The following is a 19375-nucleotide window of genomic DNA, read 5'->3' on the forward strand; positions in this document are numbered from 1 at the left end:
AGGGTGGATGCGGTAAAGGTCGCCCTAAGAAGCAGAAAGCAAGCGAAATCCGTGAGGAAGTCGCCTAAGAGCTTTGCTTTTAGAATCCCCCACTTGAGTGAAAACGAAAGTGGTGGGAGTATGTCAAACCATCTGCAACTAATATTAATTCTTCAAGATCTTCTAATAAGCCTGTCTGAGCTGCCTGAGAAGACTTTAAGCATGTGAGTATATATTCAACTTTAATATCGTGTGATCTTTTGCCATTTACTCCTTCTTTAGTTGCACCAATGCCAGTATATTTGGGCTCAGGAAAATGGGAGCATAATTTTCTTGCTTTAATTTCATCTTTTTCTTTAAGAGCTTCCATTAAACATTTCATAAAATTTTGCTGAGTAGTCAGAGCAGACTTGGAATGTATGTTCTCACAACGAGTTAAATAATAACTATCAATGTATAAGCGAGTATCTGTTTCCAGATTAGGGTCAAAGAAGTCAACTTCAAGTAAATTTTTATCTACCTTAAAGTGATTGAGGAATGTTGTCATTGTTTATTTCTCCTTTAATATTTATTTAAAATATCATTTAATTAGGAGTAGTGGGTGGTTTTTTTGATCAATTTGCGACAGATATTGTCGCACACATTTCAACCTCTTTTTTTGATTTAGTAAATTTATCCCTCGAATCTACATTGATTTTTTGACTCTATCTTGGCTCATAGATTGAAATAATTTTGTGCAAGACCCTGCCAGATATGGTTAAATGCCATCATTTTATTGTGTTTCACTCTGAAAGGAAAAATCATGCGCGCGTACAACTTCTGTGCTGGTCCTGCAGCATTACCGACTGCCGTACTTGAAAAAGCTCAAGCTGAAATGCTTGACTGGCATGGCAAAGGTCTTTCGATCATGGAAATGAGCCACCGTAGTGCCGACTATGTTGCCATGGCTGAAAAAGCGGAAGCAGACCTGCGCAAACTCATGAATATTCCTGAGAACTACAAAGTATTGTTCTTGCAGGGTGGTGCATCGCTACAATTCTCTGCGATTCCATTGAATTTGTTGGGTAAAAACAACAAGGCAGATTATATCCACACGGGTATTTGGTCTGAAAAAGCCTTAAAAGAAGCGCAGCGCTATGGCGATATTCATGTCGTTGAAGCGGGTATTCAGATTGAAGGTAAGCATGCCATTAGCGAACAAAGCCAATGGAACTTATCTGCCGATGCTGCCTATGTGCATTATGCAGATAACGAAACAATTGGTGGTTTGCAGTTTGCCAATATTCCAGAAACAGACAAACCGTTGGTATGTGATTTCTCATCAAGCATTTTATCTGCACCTTTAGATGTATCTAAATTTGGTCTGATTTATGCAGGTGCGCAAAAAAATATTGGCCCAGCAGGCTTAACCATTGTGATTGTACGTGAAGATTTGCTTGATCAAGCCAAGCCTGAAATTCCAAGCATTTTGAAATATTCAGCACAGGCAAAAAATGATTCCATGGTGAATACACCTGCAACTTATGCATGGTATTTGTCTGGTTTAGTGTTTGAGTGGTTATTGCAAAACGGTGGTGTAGATGCGATTCATCAAGTTAACCTAGAAAAAGCGAAATTATTATACGGTTATATCGATTCAAGCGATTTCTACGCGAATCCAATTTATAGCGCAAACCGTTCAATTATGAACGTTCCGTTTACTTTGGCTGATGCCGCACTGGAAAAACAATTCTTGCAAGAAGCTGAAGAAAACCGTTTGTTGAACTTGGCAGGTCACCGTTCTGTAGGTGGTATGCGCGCAAGTATTTATAATGCAGTGCCATTAGATGGCGTACAAGCTTTGGTTAACTTTATGGATGACTTTGCAAAACGTCACGGTTAATTGATAGTAGTAAAAAGCAAAAACCCAGCTGAATTAGCTGGGTTTTTTTTTATAGAAATAGGTGAAAAGTCATAGAGGCTTGTTGATGAGTGAAACTCAGAACACAAAATAGTGTAAGCCGTAGGCGGAGAGCAGCATGCCTAATGCAAAAAATAGGCAAGACATTGGGTCGAGCTGATAGCGTTGCTCAAGTTGATGTTCTACATGCTGTAAGTTTTCTTCTTGCACGATTTTCATAGATATTATTTTCCGATGATCTATTTATCGTTAAATATTTAAATACGGCTATATTTTTAGCATAAAAAATTGATTAAATAAAGTACTAATTTTATTTTAAATATAATATCTGCCAATAATGAATTAATTCTGTGTTGATTTTTAAAATCCGCACCACTCAAGGCTTTCAGATTATCTACGGTGCTTGGTGCAGATGTTTGGGTTTTAAAATAACTTATCCACATATTCGATTTAAAATATGGCTGATTTTGAATTTATAATAAATTTAAAGCTGTGGATAACTGCGTTTTTTTGAATTTAAAATGCTTAAATAAGCATCAATATATTCATACTATCAATAGCACGCTTTTAACAATCAGAAATTGATTATAAGCCATCAGTGAAATAAGTATTGAAAGTTCCTTCTCCCTGAGGAGAAGGCGAGGATGGGGGGATGATGAATATGAATTTATTATTTAGACAGCTACTTTGAGGTTTATTTTTAATAAACTACTGTTTTATATTGTGAATATTGGCTTGAATCCAAATATTGCCACGAATGTATTGTCCAATTTCAAAGTTTTGGTGCGCAGGATTTTTAGTTGCAAGACGAATTAAAATCGCAGGCTGATTTTCATCATGAATTAGAGTGACATCATAAACAGTATAGGCTTGATTCATGAATTCAAAACTGGTTTTACCAACAACATTGCCCTGAAACCAAGCTTCATCTTCCTGACCGATATTTTCGCCATATAAATATGCGACCATTTTAGAAAAATCCACCGTTACAGGTGCTTTGTCATCTTCGGACTTAGGTTGCCATGCGTCAATTTGTTCTTGCAGATTGGCAGGTGCAACACCATCATTGGCTGCTAAAATATCATTCAGCGCACGATGGTGTTTAATTGACGCAGGATCATCGACCACCAATTGTTCGCCTTCAGCAACAGCTTCAAGTTCATACGCCCATGCGTTTAAATGCACCCAGTAGGTTTGATCTTTTTGGTATTGTTGATGGTTGACGCTGTATAAACTGTCAAAAGCATAGACAATACTGTTGTTGCCTAAATTGAGTCGAAGCACCGCTTGAGTGTTAGATTTGCAGCTAATGATACGTTCAATTTTAGCTTCAACTTTGTAAGGACTTTCAAAGCAAGGGAAAGCCGTTTTTACAGCTTGTGGTTTGTTATTTTCAACCGCAATCACTTGTGTCAATTGAATTGCCTCTTTGCTTGGGCCTTGAATCAGCCATGTGCTTTGATCCATTTCTGCTTCTTGGCGGCATAAACCCATTGGCATAATTGGTGCATCTAGAGCCAGTCCTAACCATTTTGGAACTTCGGTGCAGGGTTCATCCGTGAGTAAATTCCAATGTTCAACATGGCTGCCGAAGTTCTGATCTTCAATGCGGATGATTTCTGGTCTATTTTGATTGTTCATAAGCACTTTGAGATGTTGGGTTCTTTTCTTTACTCTTAGATCGAGGGTTATTTCGATTTTTCAAGTCTTTGGCTGAAATTTCATGTAATGCCACTGCATTTGTACAGATTGTGGACAGCGATGCAGCAGAAACAAAATCACATCCATCTACACTTTAGCATGCAATTCTGAGCATTTTAAACATACTGCAATGTAATGAGTTTGATACACTAGTCGCATATTATTATCAGGGTTGCACAGTGCTGCCATTTAAACTTTGGGTTGATGCAGATGCATTACCTAAAATTCTAAGAGAAGTCATTTTACGTGCTTCAGATCGTTACCAACTTGAAGTCACTTTTGTTGCCAATCAATCGGTCGGGATTACGCCTTCGGTACGGATTAACTCTATTCAAGTGATGCATGGTGCCGATGCCGCCGATCAGGAAATTGTAGATCGCATGAAGGAACACGACATTGTGATCACGCAGGATATTCCACTAGCGGCACAAGTGATTGAAAAGGGCGGAATAGCGATTCATCCACGTGGTGAAATTTATACTGTTGCCAATGTGAAAGCGCGTCTGCATTTGCGTGATTTTATGGATACTTTGCGTGGTGCAGGCGTACAAACAGGTGGGCCAGCACCTATTTCAGAACGTGATAAACGTGAGTTTTCAAGTAGTCTAGATCAAACCATCCAAAAGCAAAAACGTAAAACTGCTTAATACGAGTCACGCATGCCTTCTAAAACCAATATTATGATGACCTATGCCTTATTGGTTTTCATTTGGGCAACAACGCCTTTGGCAATTGTCTGGAGTGTGTCAGATTTACACATGCTTTGGGCTTTGGTGCTACGTTTTTTCATTGCTTTGCCCTTAGCTATTATTTTATTGCTGCTGTTAAAAGTGAAATTTCCACATCATCTACAAGCGTGGCATAGTTATTTGGCAGGTTCGTTTAGTCTGATCGGTTCACAAATTTTCACCTACATTGCCACCGCTTATTTAAGCTCAGGCATTATCGCCCTGATGTTTGGTCTGACCCCCATCATAGCAGGTTTGATTGGTCGTTTTGTGTTTCAGTTGCATTTGGCACGTATTCAATGGATCGGAATGACAGTGTCCATTTTAGGGCTTGGCATCATCTGCTTTGGCGGCGAAACACAGCATGTGCATCCTCTGGGTATTGTTTTAATGCTGTTTAGTGTATTGACCTACACCATGTCTATTTTCTGGGTGAAAAAAGTTAATGCGCAAGTTGAACCTGTAGCACAGGCAACTGGCTCGATTTTGGTATCAACCATTGCGGCTTTATGTATTGTGCCGTTTATTTGGCAATATGTACCGACTAGTTTGCCGAGTCTTAAATCTATCGCAGCTTTACTTTATACCGTGATCATGGCTTCTTTGATTGCAATGTTCTGTTATTTTAAATTGGTGCAGAATATTCAGGCGACCACCTTATCTTTAACCACCGTCATGACGCCAATGATTGCTTTGTTGATTGGTGCTTTACTCAATCAAGAAGCTTTATCGGTCATGGTATTTGTGGGCGCTTTGGTTTTATTGTCAGGCTTAGTGCTGTATTTTTATCGTGATCTTAAAGCAAGTCGGGCATTGGCTCAGAAAATCAAAACACCATCCTAACGATATGCAAAGATGGCGTTATCCACGTGATTTTATATACGCGAACATGCAGAAATGATTTATTTTATATGGGTTTAGAGTTAATGTTTTTTAAATTTTAATCTAACTAACTTTATAGTGAATAGTATTAAAGATAGAGCTAAGGAAGTTGATATGCTAAAAACTCCAATCCATTTCCATGGAATAGGAAATCCTTTTATTAGATATACAATTCCTGTAAAAGTGACAGATATCGTATAAACAATAGAAAAAGAAATTAGATAAATCAAAAGGGTTGGCAGTTCAACCCTTTTATCATTTTTAGCAACATAATTTGCTAATTCTCCACCAAGCATACCACTTAGAAAAGCAAAGATTAAATTATCCATATGATATTTCTGGTATTTTATTTCTTAGATTATGCTTGTTTTAAAGCAACGGCTTCTGCAAGTTTGACGCGATCTTGAGGGTGTAGAGTAATAAAATACGCCCCAGTACGATATTGTCCATTTTCTTCTTCACGGCTGTAAACCACTTGCGCGGTTGCGGCTATATGGAAAAAGTTTTCAGGATGGCTGAGCGTGACATGAATATAACTGCCCGTGTTTAATTCACGTTCACTATAAAAACTGAAACCACTTTCTGAAAAATTGACCTGTTCAGGGATAGGTAACATGCTTTGTACAATTGCATCGTATAAAGACCCTGTAATAAGGTTTAATTTTTGGTTGAATAAGGATAAGATTCGAGCAATTTGTTGATCTTTTTCAGTTAATTGTTCTAATTCGTAGTTTAATGCATGATCAAATTGATCTAATTCTGCGAGTAGTAGAAAATAACGCGGTAAAACAAAATTAGCATCGTAAGGGTCGTTCAGCGCAACATCGTCAGAAATGATCTGGTAATTGATTCTCAGGGCAGCATCAATTCGTGACATGACACGACGTTCAGACGCGACGCTTTGATGCTGTAAATTTTCCATAATGTATTACCTCGGACTTGATGGTATGTTTAAACCAATCTCGCTATATATAGGGTTGAGATATACGCGCGCTCGGCGCAGTAACCACTTTATTTCTTTTATTGCCTTAGTTTCGATGATCGGTCTAACTTTGGGTGTTGCCGTCCTCATTACCGTACTTTCGGTGATGAATGGTTTTGATCGTGAATTAAAAAATCGTGTCTTGGGCATGATACCTCAAGCCACTGTTTCATCAACACAAATTTTAACAAATTGGCCAGAACTTGCAACGAAAGTTGAGCAACATAAGCATGTTGTTGGTGCTGCACCATTCACGCAATTGCAAGGCATGTTGACCGCACAAGGGCAAGTGTCGGGCATTATGGTCACGGGAATTGAACCCGAATACGAAAAGAAAGTATCCATCATTCAAAACCACATGGTTGCAGGCAGTATCGATAATCTGCAAAAGGGTGAGTTCGGTATTGTTTTGGGCAAACAAATGACCGATGCCTTGGGTTTGGGTTTAAACGACAGCATTACCTTGGTTTTACCTGAAGCGACGCCATCACCTGCAGGGGTTGTACCGCGTTTTAAACGCTTCAAAGTGGTCGGTATTTTTAGTATTGGTGCAGAAGTCGATTCGATGATGGGATATATCGCCCTGAATGATGCTTCGACTTTGCTGCGTTTACCCGATGGTGCGCAAGGTGTACGTTTAAAACTGGATGATATTTTTGCTGCACCACAAGTATCTCGAGATATTGTGCAAGAGCTACCTGCCAATTTTTATGCTTCGGACTGGACTTATACTCACGGCAACTTGTTTAGCGCCATTCAAATGGAAAAGGCAATGGTGAGCCTATTGTTATTCCTAATTGTTTTGGTGGCTGCATTTAATATCGTGTCGTCTTTGGTGATGGTCGTGACCGATAAAAAATCGGATATTGCGATTTTAAGAACTTTGGGTGCATCACCAAGCACGATTACCAAAATTTTTATGGTGCAAGGTACGGTCATTGGGGTTATTGGCACGGTTTCAGGTGCAATCTTGGGGATTATTTTCGCGTCCAGTATCAGTGGCTTTATTGCATGGTTGAATAATGTATTAGGGCTAAACTTATTTGATGCCTACTTTATCAACTACTTACCTTCATATTTAAGATGGCAAGATGTGGTGGTGATTGTGAGCTTGTCATTAATTTTAAGTTTCTTGGCGACGATTTACCCTGCATTACGTGCCGCGAAAATTCAACCAGCAGAGGCATTGCGTTATGAGTAAGATTGTTCTGGAAGCCAAACAAGTTTCTAAACACTTTACCGATGGCAAAACCACTGTTGAAGTGATTCGTGGTCTAGATTTACAAGTTCAGCAGGGGCAGTTTGTGTCGATTGTCGGAGCGAGTGGTTCGGGCAAAAGTACCTTATTGCATGTGTTGGGTGGTTTAGACCGTCCAAGCACAGGCGAAGTATTTTTACATGGGCAGCGTTTTGACAATTTAGGCGAAGCTGAACGCGGCTATTTGCGTAATCGATACCTCGGTTTTGTTTATCAGTTTCACCATTTATTGCCTGAGTTTAGTGCGCTTGAAAATGTGGCAATGCCGTTAATGTTACGTGCAGGCACAAATTACAAAGAGGTGAAGGCACAGGCAGAGTATCTGCTTGAGCGAGTCGGTTTATCGCATCGTTTAACCCACAAACCGGGTGAGCTTTCTGGAGGGGAGCGTCAGCGTGTTGCGTTGGCACGTGCATTAGTAACAAAACCCGCACTCATGCTTGCCGATGAACCCACTGGAAATTTAGACCGCAAAACTGCAGTTAAAATTTTTGAATTGCTGCGTGAATTACGCAGAGAGTTTAATATGGCGATGTTGATTGTGACTCATGATGAAGAGTTGGCAAAATCTGCCGATACCATTTTGCACATGCAAGATGGTGTTTGGGTAGATGCTTAAGGGGCATAGTTCGTAAAGCCACTCAAAAGCGATTGCGTTTAAAACAGTAATTGCTGGAATAAGATTGTTTTGTTGAAGCCCACTTCGGTGGGCTTTATGATGCATGCCAATAAAAATAATAAGTTTAATATTCATGCTGCAATTGATGGGACTAGCTTGGGTGATTGGGATCGCCTGTGTCGGAATACGCTCTTCTTCTTTTTCAATACATACACTGACTGCCATGCCCAGCGCAATGGTTTTACTGATTCTATGCTGTGCCATCGTGCAGTATTTGTTGCAAGCTCGCTTATCTTCAATCTATTGGAAATGTTTGAATGTAGGCGTAGCAGGTGTTTTGAGTTTTGTTCTTGGTTTGATCTATGCCGATACGCAGATGCAGCAGCGTTTGCAATGGCGTGAATTACAACCTGAATTTGCCGAAGTCGTGGTTTATGTCAGACAGTTAAATCAACTGAATGACAACAGCATTTCACAAAAGATCGAGGTGTTAAGCCGACATCCTCAAACAGTGACCTGGTTAGCGACTTTAGCTCAGACCCAAGTATATCATGGGCAAAATTTAGAACTTGGACACTATTACAAATTAAGTGGAAAAATTCGCCCTGCACATAGTTATGCCACAGCAGGGGCATTTGATGTAGAGCGATGGTATTTACAACAAAATATCATGAGTGGTTTTCGGGTGGAGCAGGTTCAACTCATTCCGTCAGAACAAATTTATGCCATGGGCTTTACACAACATTGGCGTGCACAACAAACGTTATGGGCAAAATTTCGTTTATGGATTGAACAGCAGCGTTATCAAATTCGTTTGTTTATTCAGCAGCAACCTTTGCAGCATCAAGGTCTCATCCTTGCACTTCTTACAGGAGATAAAAGCTTATTAGATTCAGAAACCGAAGCACAGTTTCAGCGTTTTGGAATTAGTCACTTATTGGCAATTTCAGGACCGCATGTGCTGATTTTTGCATGCATGCTATGTTGGGCGTTGCATCAGCTTATTCGGTGTTATCGTCCGCATTGGTATTTGTGGATGCCTAAACAATATTTGCTCATGTTGCCATTTTTAAGTTGTGTATTGCTGTATACCGCCTTTGTTGGTTTTGAAATTCCTGCCTTAAGAACCTTGCTCATGTGCAGTCTCGTTACAGCGATGTTGGTGATGAAGCAGAAGCTTCAAGGTTTTGCCTTACTTATTTATAGTGCTGCATTATTGCTATGGTTTGATCCTTTAAGTGTGCTGTCTGCTGCTTTTTGGTTGTCATACGGGGCGTGTTTTATTCTGCTACGTATTTATCAAAGCCTGAGTGAGCAACCTCGTATAGGCCTGAATCGTTGGCAGCAACTAAAACATGCCAGCAAAATTTTAATTGAATCACAATGGAAAATTTTTATTGCCTTATTTCCTTTGGTGATTGTGTTTTTTAAACAAGTGGCGTGGATTGCACCGCTTATTAATATCATCGCAATTCCATTGATTGGTATGCTGATCGTGCCTTTAGATATTTTGGCAGGAATTTGCTTTTTTATTTTTGAACCCTTGGCGTCAATACTGTTTCAATTGAATGATCTAGCTGTGGCTTTATTCGGCTTGATTTTTCGGGAGATGGAAACTGTTTTTGCACCACGGCTACATACTTTGTCGATGTCTGCAACGGTGTATGTTTGTCTTTGTTTAGGCTTATTTCTGCTATTTTTACCACAATCGGTATTGCCTAAAACTTGGGCAATCTTATGTTTTGTTCCACTGATTATAGTCGATAGCCAACGACAACCATTTGAATTAACAGTACTCGATGTGGGGCAGGGACAAGCTTTATTTTTACGTTCAGGTCATTACAACATGATGATTGATGTGGGCGGTTCTTATGATGAAAGTAAGTTTAGTATTGGACAGCAAATTTTACGTCCATTTTTAGCGGTGCATGGTATTAAACAACTGGACTTGGTGGTTTTAAGTCATTTAGACCAAGACCATAGTGGTGCATTTCCTCATTTGCAAAATGAAGTCAATATTCAGCATGTCTTTGCCAATCAGACCGTAGATGTGGCAGTAAATAGCAAGTTTAATTTGTGTCAGCAAGGGCAACAGTGGTCTTTACCACATCAGGTACAGATACAAGTTTTATCTCCTAAACCGAGTCAATTACCCTATGCCGCACAGCAACAAAATGAGTTGTCATGTGTGTTGTATATTTCAGTGCCATCCGCACAGCCATATCAGCATTTTTTAGTGATGGGCGATGCAGGTTGGGCAACTGAATATCAATTATTGCAGGAATATCCTGATTTAAAAGTAGATGTGTTAATTTTGGGTCATCATGGGAGTAAGCACAGTTCTGCCTATGATTTTTTAGCACATTTTAAACCCAAATTGGCCGTGGCATCTGCAGGTTTTGATAATCGTTATGGACATCCTAGTTCTTTAGTTCAGCAACGCTTGGCTGCGCTCAATATTCCGTTCATGAACACCATACAACAGGGCAGCGTACGTTTTTCTGTAGATGCACAACAGCGTATGCTTATACAGCCGTATCGGCAGCAGAAATTGTGGTTGCAGCGTTAGTTTGGTTCTGTGTCTGGGCACGTACAGCCTGCACATCTGCCAAGGCTTCTTGCACAGGTTTATGATAGACCCCGCGTAAATCTGGATGGGCTTTATAGCGTTTATAACTCCAGTGATAATGTGTAGGATAACGACGGATCAAATCTTCAATTGCACGGTGAATAATAGCTGTCCCTGCATTGGCATCACACTGATAAATGTGCTCATCTATCGCTTCGATATACATATCAAAGCCTTGATCTGCATTTCTTAACGCATATAAGAACAAAGCTTTTGCTTTAGTTTTCTGAATCAATTTGGCGCTTAAATTACTCGATTCCAACGGAATACCAAAAAAAGGAATCATCTCACCACCTATATTTGGGGTATGGTCTGGCAAAATGACAGTGGTTCCGCCTTGTTTGAGTGCTTTAAAAATTTGACGTACCCCAGATTCATCTGTTGGGACTAAATGTGCCTGTTCACGGCTACGTGCTTGGCGCACAAAATCATCTGCCGCAGGATTTTTGACAGGTTTATACATGATGGTCATTTGCGTATATTGAGCGATCCACGCATTCATAATTTCCCAAGTGCCAAAATGCGGCACAATTAAGACCAAACCCTTTTGTGCAGCCAGTGCATCTTGTAATAGTTCTAAACCATGTACCTGATGGATTCTTTGAATATTTTTTTGATTGCTTGATCCCCAAATATGAAAAAACTCAAAATAAGAGGTCAGTTCGTTACGAATTGCTTGCTGGGTAATCTGTTCGCGTTGTTGTGAGTTCAGCTCAGGAAGCGCAATTTGTAGATTGAGTTGAATGGTTTGAGAGGTTTTACTCAAACGCAGTGTATTGACCAAAAAAGCCAAAGATTTTGCAAAAAAACGCGCAACTGTTAAAGGTTGTCGACTGACAAAATCAAGCAGGCGCGATAAAGCCATTGTCGGTGCAGGTTCGGTCATAACGACAGCATCAATTGATAGAAAGGATAAAGATGTAAAATATTATAGGAGAAAATACAGGCTTTAGACAGTTTTTGCCAATTCCGCGTATATAATGGAGCAAATTTACTATTTTTTGGATTGTTTCATGTCCGATTGGCCACCAAAACCACAAAATGAATCACAACAAATATCTCCACAAGCACAGCAGCCAACAGGCAATGAGTGGAAACTATTAGAAAAAGCTGTTTTGGCTTCAGTTGAAGAACAACGTCGTGCACGTCGTTGGGGAATTTTCTTTAAGTTTTTAACTTTTGCTTATGTCTTTTTACTGTTGGTGATTATGGGGAAAGGGTGCAGTACCACGACCACGAATCCATCGGCAGCGAGTCCACATATCGCGGTGGTGGATATTGTTGGCACAATTGCATCTGACAAGCAAAGTGTGAACAGCAATGACACCATCAAGTCACTGAAAAAAGCCTATGAAAACAGCAACAGTCAGGCGGTGGTGCTAAATATTAATTCTCCGGGTGGTTCACCTGTGCAGTCAGATGAAATCTGGCAAGAAATTCAATATCTGAAAAAACAGCATCAAGGGAAAAAACTCTATGCCGTGATTGGTGATACTGGCGCTTCAGGTGCGTATTACATTGCTTCCGCTGCAGATGAAATTATTGTCAATCCATCAAGTTTGGTGGGTTCGATTGGTGTAATTATGCCAAATTATGGGCTGAGCGGTTTAATGCAGAAGATGGGTGTGGAAGATCGTACTATGACCTCAGGTGAAAATAAAGCCTTATTGTCGATGACACAACCTGTTGATCCTGAACAGAAAAAACATGTGCAAGCCGTATTAGATAATGTGCATGGCCACTTTATTCAAGCAGTGAAAGATGGACGCGGCGCGAAACTGAAATCACAAGATCCTGCGATTTTCTCAGGTCTGTTCTGGACAGGTGAGCAAGCCGTGACTTTAGGCATTGCCGATAAGATTGGCAGTTTAAATAGCCTGAAGCGTGATTTAAACCTAGATAAAACAGTGAACTATACCATTGAACACAGTCCTTTAGACTCTGTGTTGGGTCGTATGGGTGCAGCAGTGGGAGAGGGCTTTGCCACTTCTTTATCTCAACATATTCAGACTGAGCAAAACGCGAAATTACAATGAAACCACTGATTCATTTTGCGCATGCCAATGGCGTGCCATCGAAGGTTTATCAAAAACTGTTTGATTTACTTAAAGATGATTACGATGTGATTTACGTCCCTTTGTTGGGGCCAGATAAGCGTTATCCGATTGATAATCATTGGCAAAGCTTAACCCAACAAGTGATTGACAGTGTTGTACGTCAAGCTCAGGGACGTAAAGTGATTGCGTTGGGGCATTCTTTAGGTGCAGTGTTGTCGTTTCAAGCCTCTTTACAACGCCCTGAATTATTTGAACAAGTGATCATGCTTGATCCACCTTTAATTATGGGTAAAGCATCGGTGTTTTTACATTTTGCCAAAATGTTTAAGCTTAAAGCAGTAGATCAACTGTCGCCTGCATCTTTGTCTTTGCGCCGTCGTGATCATTGGGAAAGTCGTGAGCAAGCAGCAGACTTATTGCGTCCGAAAGGTTTTTATCAAGATTTCGATGCCGATTGTTTTCAGGCTTATATCGAGCATGCTTTGACTGATGACCATGTGCGAGGCGGAGTACAATTGACCATTCCAAAAATGGACGAAGTCAATATTTTTAGAACCAATCCCTCACTGTGGTGGTTGCCGCAAGCAAAACTGCAAGTGCCGACAGAATTGGTGATTGCAAAAAAAGGTCCGTTCTTAAAAGCAGGTTTCCCACAAATTACCGCCAAGAAATTCAACATTGCTTATCAGGTGGTTGAAGGTGGACATATGTTCCCTTTAGAAAAACCTGAAGCGACGGTGCAGTTGATTAAAGATTTGATTCAAGCACAGCAGAGTAAAGCTGCTTCTGTTTAATTCAGTCTGAACCAAATACGAACCATAAAAAACGCCTGATCAACAGGCGTTTTTTCGTATATATCAAAAGCTACATACTTAAAGAATATTTAAAAATTGCAAAACTGCACAGGTTGTTGTATCAGTTGTTGGCGATACATCACACCTTGCGCAGTGTGCTGAATGGTTCCGTTACAAATCCATTCAACCACTTGCGGATAAATCAAATGCTCCAACACATGCACACGGTTCGCCAAGCTTTCGGCATCATCGTGGATGTTTACTTGCAACACACCTTGTGCCAGTGCTTGACCTGCATCTAATTCAGCAGTGACATAATGCACGGTACAACCATGTAAAGTATCGCCTGTATTGAGTACACGTTGATGGGTGTGCATGCCTTTATAATGCGGCAAGAGTGAAGGATGAATGTTGAGCATTTTACCTTCCCAAGCGTGCACAAATTTGGCACTTAAAATACGCATAAAGCCCGCAAGCACCACCAAATCAACATCCCATGCAAGTAATTGTTGATGCATGACATCATCAAATAATTCACGACTCGGATATTGTTTGTGCTCAATCACTGCAGTTTGAATCCCTGCTTGTTGAGCGCGTTGTAAAGCATAGGCATCAGGCTTATTGGAAATAACCCCAACAATTTGCCCTGAAAGATTGGCATCTATCAGGGCTTGTAAGTTACTTCCGCTGCCTGAAACGAGGACAGCTATTTTGATCATCTGAGTCAAATCACGCAAAAATTACGCGAATTTTTTCATCTGCGCCTTCAACGGATTCGGCGTTGTCTTGAATACGACCCATCTCCCAAGCTTTTTCGCCAAGGCTGTTGAGAAGCTCAACTGTTTTGTCTGCATCGTTGGCATCTACAACAACAACCATACCTACACCACAGTTAAAGGTGCGATACATTTCAAACTGTTCTACACCGCCTTCACGTTGTAACAATTTGAACAGTTCTGGCCATTCCCAAGATGATTCGTCAATCACTGCTTGCGCACCATTTGGCAATACACGTGGTAAGTTACCTGGTAAACCGCCACCCGTAATGTGCGCCATAGCATGCACATCAACTTGTTTGCACAGTTCAAGCATTGATTTGACATAAATGCGTGTTGGTTCCATGGCAACGTCAGCCAGTGGACGACCATCAACCAGTTGAGTTAAATCAACATTTTTTACGTCTAAAATTTTACGAAGTAAAGAGTAACCGTTTGAGTGTGCACCTGAAGAAGCGACACCAATCAGAACGTCACCAGCTTTTACTTTAGAGCCATCAATAATTTTGCTTTGCTCAACCACGCCCACACAGAAGCCTGCAAGATCGTAATCTTCACCTTCATACATGCCTGGCATTTCAGCAGTTTCACCACCTACAAGCGCACAGCCTGCAAGCTCACAGCCTTTACCAATTCCTGTAACAACATTGGCTGCAACGTCTACATTTAAGTGACCTGTTGCATAGTAGTCTAAGAAGAATAAAGGTTCAGCACCGCACACCAGTAAGTCATTTACACACATTGCCACCAAATCTTGACCAATTGTGTCATGGCGGTTTAGGTTCAACGCTAAACGTAATTTAGTTCCTACACCATCTGTGCCAGATACGAGCACAGGTTCTTCATAACCTTTCGGAATTTTACAAAGTGCGCCAAAGCCGCCTAATCCACCCATCACTTCAGGACGAGTCGTGCGCTTAGCGACAGATTTGATACGATCGACTAACGCGTCGCCCGCTTCAATATCGACACCAGCATCTTTATAGCTTAAACCAGTGGTTGGGTTAGAAGTTGAGTTGCTCATAATGAAGTCTCCGCATTCGCGGGGCGATTATACCTGAATATACGAAACTCTTATGTTATTTATGCGCTAAAATGCTATCTTTATTCAAATATTTTAACTTCTATAACGAATAAACTGAAAAAAGGCGAATTTCTATGGTCGATCGTACCTTGCGTCGCATTTTTATCCTGTCTGGGATAGTTCTGCTCCTTTGGGTGCTGTACTTATTAAAACCGGTTGTCATTCCTTTTGTTGTTGCATTTTTCATGGCTTATTTATTTAGCCCATTGGTTGAACAATTTTGCAAAGTCGGTTTGCCACGTTGGCTATCTATCAGTTTGGTTTTTATTGGGATTGGCATCGCGCTGACTTTGGCAGTTTGGTACATCATTCCTTTGGTTTGGAAGCAGTTGATGATTGCGCGTGACAGTATTCCTGTCGGTATTAACTGGATCAATTCGACCTTCTTGCCGTGGGTATCATCCACTTTCAATATTGAAGAAATGGAAATTGATACCTCGCACATGAGCAGCATCGTCATGGATTATGTGCAAACCAATTATAGCGCCGATAGTATTCAAGCCATGTTATTGCGTGTCGCACAGTCTGGTCTGAATTTTATTCAAATTGGCGGCACCGTGGTGCTGATTCCAATTATTGCTTTCTATTTCCTACTCGACTGGCAGCGTATGCTCGACAGCCTGCGTCGCTTAATTCCGCGTCCTTATGAGCAAAGCACGTTGGCTGTGGTACAAGAATGTCACAGTGTGTTAGGCGCTTTCGTTAAAGGTCAGTTTTTGGTGATGATCTTGTTGGGCGTCGTTTATGCGACTGGATTGCAACTGATTGGTTTAGAAGTCGGCTTGATTATTGGGATGGTTGCGGGACTTGCTAGTATTATTCCGTATTTAGGTTTCGCTGTAGGGATTGTTGCAGCCATTATTGCCACTTTCCTACAATTTGGCATTGACTGGATGCAATTGGTTTTAGTCCTTGTGGTCTTTATGATTGGACAGGCGGTGGAAGGCTATATTCTACAACCGTTTTTATTGGGTGATAAAATCGGACTTTCGCCAGTCGCGGTGGTGTTTGCTGTTTTAGCAGGTGCACAACTGGCTGGATTCATGGGTATGTTGATTGCTTTACCTGTAGCAGCGGTGATTGTGGTTTTACTGCGTCATTTACGTGATTTTTACGAAAAAAGTTATTTGTATGGGCAGCCTGTGGTGGTGTCTGAAGATGGTGCATCGGGTGACATTAGCATTGATACAGCACAAGTTCATATTGATATTGAGCTTGATCCTCAGTCAGCAAATTCACTGCAACAGACTGAAAAATCAAGTAAGATAAAGCCCTCAGATCAGCAAAACTCCTAGGTGATTACAATTCTATGCGTCAACTGCAGTTAGATATCGAGCCTCAATTAGATGCACGGATCAGTGATTTTTCTGGTCCGGGTTGGGGGCATGTGATTGATGCAGTTCGACAGCTTCATGCAGGATTGGTCAATCGCTTTTATGTCTATGGTGGTGCGGGCACAGGCAAAAGTCATTTATTGTCTGCAATTTGCGATTCCTATTTAGAAATTGGCAAATCAGCTATTAAAGTATCTTTACTTGAATTATTGGATGCCCCAACAGAAGCAATTACCTCTTTAGACCGTTATGATTTGGTTGCTTTAGACGATATTGAAGCGATTAGTGGTGTACCACATTGGCAACGTGCGGTGTTTCACTTAATCAATTACAGCAATGAGGTTGGTGGTCAGTTGGTGTTTTCATCACGTTTTGCACCGATTGAATTAAAGCTTGAATTGCCCGATTTGCAATCACGTTTGACGCAGGCAGTGAGTGTTAAAGTGCCTTCAGGCAGTTTGTATGCAGACCGACAAGCTTTAGTGAGTTCCGTGTTAGAGCGTCGCGGGATTATCATCGACCCACAAATTATTGATTACTTATTGTTACATGGCCCACAGCAGACCTCGATTTTGCTGCAAAGCCTTGAACAGTTGGTGCAATTACTTAAAGGAGAGAAAACGAAATTAAGTGGCGCAAACCTGCGTCAGATTTATGCTTTAATTGACGAATATCGGTAAAAATTAAAATTACTTGAGAATTTGCGCAAGCTATGCCAAATTATTCGGAAAATAATTCGAAGTTGCAGGGAATTTGCAACTAAAGAAGAAAAAAAACAAAGAAAATTACAAGGAGTACGCTTATGCTCAAGCAGAGCATCGGCATTGGTATGCTGTTTATCGCAGGTCATGCATATAGTAGTAATATCATTGTCACCACCACTGCTGACACCAAAGCAGATGATCAACAATGTTCTTTGCGTGAAGCCATTGAGTATATTAATTTAGGCATGCCTGAAGAAGGCTATTTGGGCTGTGGCGGCAAAAATGCCTCAAGTGTGATTTTATTAGAAAAGAAAGCCGTCTATCAAATTGATACTCAACTTAAAATTACAGAAAACCTTGAAATTAAAACCACCTATGACAGTAGTCTGAATGATAAAACTGCCCCAGGTTTGAATAATGCCACGATTCAGATGCGCGGCAATGAGCGAATTTTCCACATTGAAGATAGCAAGGATCGTTTCTTAAAAGTTTCTTTAAAAGAATTAACTTTACAGGGCTGCGGTGAGGAGCGCTGTCGTCAGCAACAAGGTGGTCTGATTTATAATAATGAACATTTAATTTTAGACTATGTGAAACTGAGTCAGGGTGTAGCCAATCAAGGTGGGGCAATTTATAACCTCGCACAAATGACTGACGAGAAGATCCCTGCAGGTTTTATTGAGATCAAAAATAGCTTGCTTGAAGCTAACCAAGCGCAGGAAGGTGGCGTCATTTATACGCAATTCCCCCGCTTTGTGATTACAACTTCAGTATTTAAAGGCAACAAAACCATATCAGTTGCTTCAGCCAATCTCTATTCTGCAGCAAGTTTGGCAGATGAAGAAATCAAAGCCTTTCCTAGTATGGGGAATATGATCGCGAGCAGTACTTTTACTGCAAATGAAGGCTATGTCATGAATGTGCTGGATGATATTGGTGTCAATAACATTAGCTTGATTGGTAACAGCCGTGGTGTGTATCTCAACGCACCTTTGGGTAAAGCCTATATTGCCAATAGTGTGATTTTGGGTAATCCACATCCTGTCAGTGTCAATACTGCAGCAAACTGTGTGCAAGCAGGTTCAGATGCAACAAGATTGCAAAATAATTTAGTCGGCGCAGGCTGTGGAGCAGGCGATAGCAACTATCCAAATACGCTATGGACTGCAAATTCGGTGCTTGCAGGTAATCTGCTTGAAGGTGCATGCCAAACCCTCAGTCAAGATAAAACGGCACTCTTTTGTCCATATCAAGTTCCTGAAAACTCATTCTTGGGCTTTATGCGCCCACGCGTATTGCTCAGTTATAACAGCCTGAAAGATTCTGTGGTGTTGAATCAGGGGCAATTACAACTGGGGGATAATACGGTAGTCGGTTGTGCTGCTTCAGATCAGCGCGGTAAAAACCGTCAGTCAGATATTACCTTATGTGACCGTGGTGCAATAGAGGTGATGGTTCCTGAAACTATGGGGCTTATAGGTCAAGATATTTTGGCGGGTCAAATTGCTAAAATGTCGGTGAGTGATTTGTTGGGTGATAGTGATTTGGTGCCTAAAGAATTTTGTGATCAAGTCTATCCAAACAATCCGACAGGCCAAGCATGGCAAGCAGGTTGTGTGCAAATTGAGCAACTCGATACACGTTCTAAAGGAAAATTGACCGTAGATGAGTTGGGGAATTTGGTATATACCCCAGATTCTGCTTGGCATGGTGCAGATGTCTTTAAAATTAAATTAGTTACCAGCACCACACGCTTTAACAGCACAACACCTTATATGGAAGTGAAAGTCCAAGTTATTCAAGAACATGAAAATCGTATGGAAAGCGATAAAATAAAAGTTTCTGGTGGTGCATGGAGCGCTTACGGATTAATGACTTTATTGGGTTTGTTGGGTTTACGCCGTAGAAAAGCATAAAGGATGAATATGAAAAATAATAAAAAAACACT

Annotated in this window: 19 protein-coding genes; 11 read left to right on the forward strand and 8 right to left on the reverse strand. The window is 40.7% G+C overall.

The genetic code is table 11. The features are described from left to right. Positions 1-79 precede the first annotated feature (79 nt). Positions 80-526, reverse strand: a complete 447-nt coding sequence (locus FTU71_RS08595; protein ID WP_180111822.1) for a hypothetical protein — start codon at positions 524-526, stop codon at positions 80-82. Positions 527-781: 255 nt separating this feature from the next. On the opposite strand from FTU71_RS08595, the gene serC reads away from it, so the two are divergent. Beyond that, a complete protein-coding gene (gene serC / locus FTU71_RS08600) occupies positions 782-1861 on the forward strand; it encodes a 3-phosphoserine/phosphohydroxythreonine transaminase (protein WP_180111824.1) in 1080 nt (359 codons plus the stop codon). Between the two features lie 96 nt (positions 1862-1957). On the opposite strand, the gene FTU71_RS08605 is transcribed toward serC, so the two are convergent. Together FTU71_RS08605 and FTU71_RS08610 are read right to left on the reverse strand one after the other, a co-directional pair. Then, positions 1958-2098: a hypothetical protein gene (locus FTU71_RS08605; RefSeq protein ID WP_004971840.1), complete on the reverse strand. Its 141-nt coding sequence runs from the start codon at positions 2096-2098 to the stop codon at positions 1958-1960. 489 nt (positions 2099-2587) lie between these two features. Then, on the reverse strand, positions 2588-3520 hold the full coding sequence (locus FTU71_RS08610) for a hypothetical protein (protein WP_019837949.1): 933 nt from the start codon (positions 3518-3520) through the stop codon (positions 2588-2590). A 239-nt stretch (positions 3521-3759) separates the two neighbouring features. Here FTU71_RS08610 and FTU71_RS08615 point away from each other — a divergent pair, with 239 nt between their 5' ends. Both FTU71_RS08615 and FTU71_RS08620 read left to right on the forward strand, forming a co-directional pair. Beyond that, on the forward strand, positions 3760-4227 hold the full coding sequence (locus FTU71_RS08615) for a YaiI/YqxD family protein (protein WP_004971836.1): 468 nt from the start codon (positions 3760-3762) through the stop codon (positions 4225-4227). Positions 4228-4239: 12 nt separating this feature from the next. Then, the gene (locus FTU71_RS08620; protein WP_104853213.1) at positions 4240-5151 is read left to right on the forward strand and encodes a DMT family transporter; all 912 of its coding nucleotides are present in this window, start codon (positions 4240-4242) and stop codon (positions 5149-5151) included. Positions 5152-5231: 80 nt separating this feature from the next. Here FTU71_RS08620 and FTU71_RS08625 read toward each other — a convergent pair whose 3' ends face one another. Then, positions 5232-5519 carry a hypothetical protein gene (locus tag FTU71_RS08625; protein WP_136144316.1) on the reverse strand — a complete coding sequence of 96 codons (288 nt, stop codon included), beginning with the start codon at positions 5517-5519 and terminating at the stop codon, positions 5232-5234. Between the two features lie 29 nt (positions 5520-5548). After that, the gene (locus tag FTU71_RS08630; RefSeq protein ID WP_004971830.1) at positions 5549-6112 is read right to left on the reverse strand and encodes a PilZ domain-containing protein; all 564 of its coding nucleotides are present in this window, start codon (positions 6110-6112) and stop codon (positions 5549-5551) included. A 25-nt stretch (positions 6113-6137) separates the two neighbouring features. Between FTU71_RS08630 and FTU71_RS08635 the strand changes: the two genes are divergently transcribed. From FTU71_RS08635 to FTU71_RS08645, 3 genes are all read left to right on the forward strand, one after another. Next, positions 6138-7373: a lipoprotein-releasing ABC transporter permease subunit gene (locus tag FTU71_RS08635; RefSeq protein ID WP_004971828.1), complete on the forward strand. Its 1236-nt coding sequence runs from the start codon at positions 6138-6140 to the stop codon at positions 7371-7373. Continuing rightward, complete coding sequence (gene lolD / locus FTU71_RS08640) at positions 7366-8049, forward strand: lipoprotein-releasing ABC transporter ATP-binding protein LolD (RefSeq protein WP_167845882.1); 684 nt, start codon at positions 7366-7368, stop codon at positions 8047-8049. The genes FTU71_RS08635 and lolD overlap by 8 nt, the downstream gene beginning before the upstream one ends. A gap of 133 nt (positions 8050-8182) precedes the next feature. Continuing rightward, on the forward strand, positions 8183-10618 hold the full coding sequence (locus FTU71_RS08645) for a DNA internalization-related competence protein ComEC/Rec2 (protein ID WP_180111826.1): 2436 nt from the start codon (positions 8183-8185) through the stop codon (positions 10616-10618). Here FTU71_RS08645 and FTU71_RS08650 read toward each other — a convergent pair. Then, the gene (locus tag FTU71_RS08650) at positions 10575-11564 is read right to left on the reverse strand and encodes a lysophospholipid acyltransferase family protein (RefSeq protein ID WP_096901133.1); all 990 of its coding nucleotides are present in this window, start codon (positions 11562-11564) and stop codon (positions 10575-10577) included. The genes FTU71_RS08645 and FTU71_RS08650 overlap by 44 nt on opposite strands. A 127-nt stretch (positions 11565-11691) precedes the next feature. Between FTU71_RS08650 and sppA the strand changes: the two genes are divergently transcribed. Both sppA and FTU71_RS08660 read left to right on the forward strand, forming a co-directional pair. Next, positions 11692-12714, forward strand: coding sequence for a signal peptide peptidase SppA (sppA, locus tag FTU71_RS08655; protein WP_096901132.1), 1023 nt, complete (start codon positions 11692-11694; stop codon positions 12712-12714). Further along, on the forward strand, positions 12711-13529 hold the full coding sequence (locus tag FTU71_RS08660; protein WP_004971819.1) for an alpha/beta fold hydrolase: 819 nt from the start codon (positions 12711-12713) through the stop codon (positions 13527-13529). Before sppA ends, FTU71_RS08660 begins: the two co-directional genes overlap by 4 nt. 89 nt (positions 13530-13618) lie before the next feature. Here the strand turns inward: FTU71_RS08660 and purN are convergent, their stop codons facing one another. Together purN and purM are read right to left on the reverse strand one after the other, a co-directional pair. Beyond that, positions 13619-14248, reverse strand: coding sequence for a phosphoribosylglycinamide formyltransferase (gene purN, locus FTU71_RS08665; protein WP_104853305.1), 630 nt, complete (start codon positions 14246-14248; stop codon positions 13619-13621). 10 nt (positions 14249-14258) lie between these two features. Continuing rightward, positions 14259-15329, reverse strand: coding sequence for a phosphoribosylformylglycinamidine cyclo-ligase (gene purM, locus FTU71_RS08670; protein WP_180111828.1), 1071 nt, complete (start codon positions 15327-15329; stop codon positions 14259-14261). A gap of 134 nt (positions 15330-15463) precedes the next feature. Here purM and cxpE point away from each other — a divergent pair, with 134 nt between their 5' ends. The 3 genes from cxpE (at position 15464) to rbtA (ending at position 19343) form a co-directional block, all read left to right on the forward strand. Next, entirely contained in the window at positions 15464-16684 is a 1221-nt protein-coding gene (gene cxpE / locus FTU71_RS08675) for a chloramphenicol efflux transporter CxpE (RefSeq protein WP_104851731.1), read from the forward strand. Positions 16685-16698: 14 nt separating this feature from the next. Continuing rightward, positions 16699-17403 carry a DnaA regulatory inactivator Hda gene (hda, locus tag FTU71_RS08680; RefSeq protein WP_004971812.1) on the forward strand — a complete coding sequence of 235 codons (705 nt, stop codon included), beginning with the start codon at positions 16699-16701 and terminating at the stop codon, positions 17401-17403. Between the two features lie 122 nt (positions 17404-17525). Continuing rightward, positions 17526-19343: a rhombotarget A gene (gene rbtA, locus FTU71_RS08685; RefSeq protein WP_179993876.1), complete on the forward strand. Its 1818-nt coding sequence runs from the start codon at positions 17526-17528 to the stop codon at positions 19341-19343. Positions 19344-19375: the final 32 nt, after the last annotated feature.

The organism is Acinetobacter sp. YH12136 (genome assembly GCF_013418545.1).
Taxonomy (GTDB): domain Bacteria; phylum Pseudomonadota; class Gammaproteobacteria; order Pseudomonadales; family Moraxellaceae; genus Acinetobacter; species Acinetobacter towneri.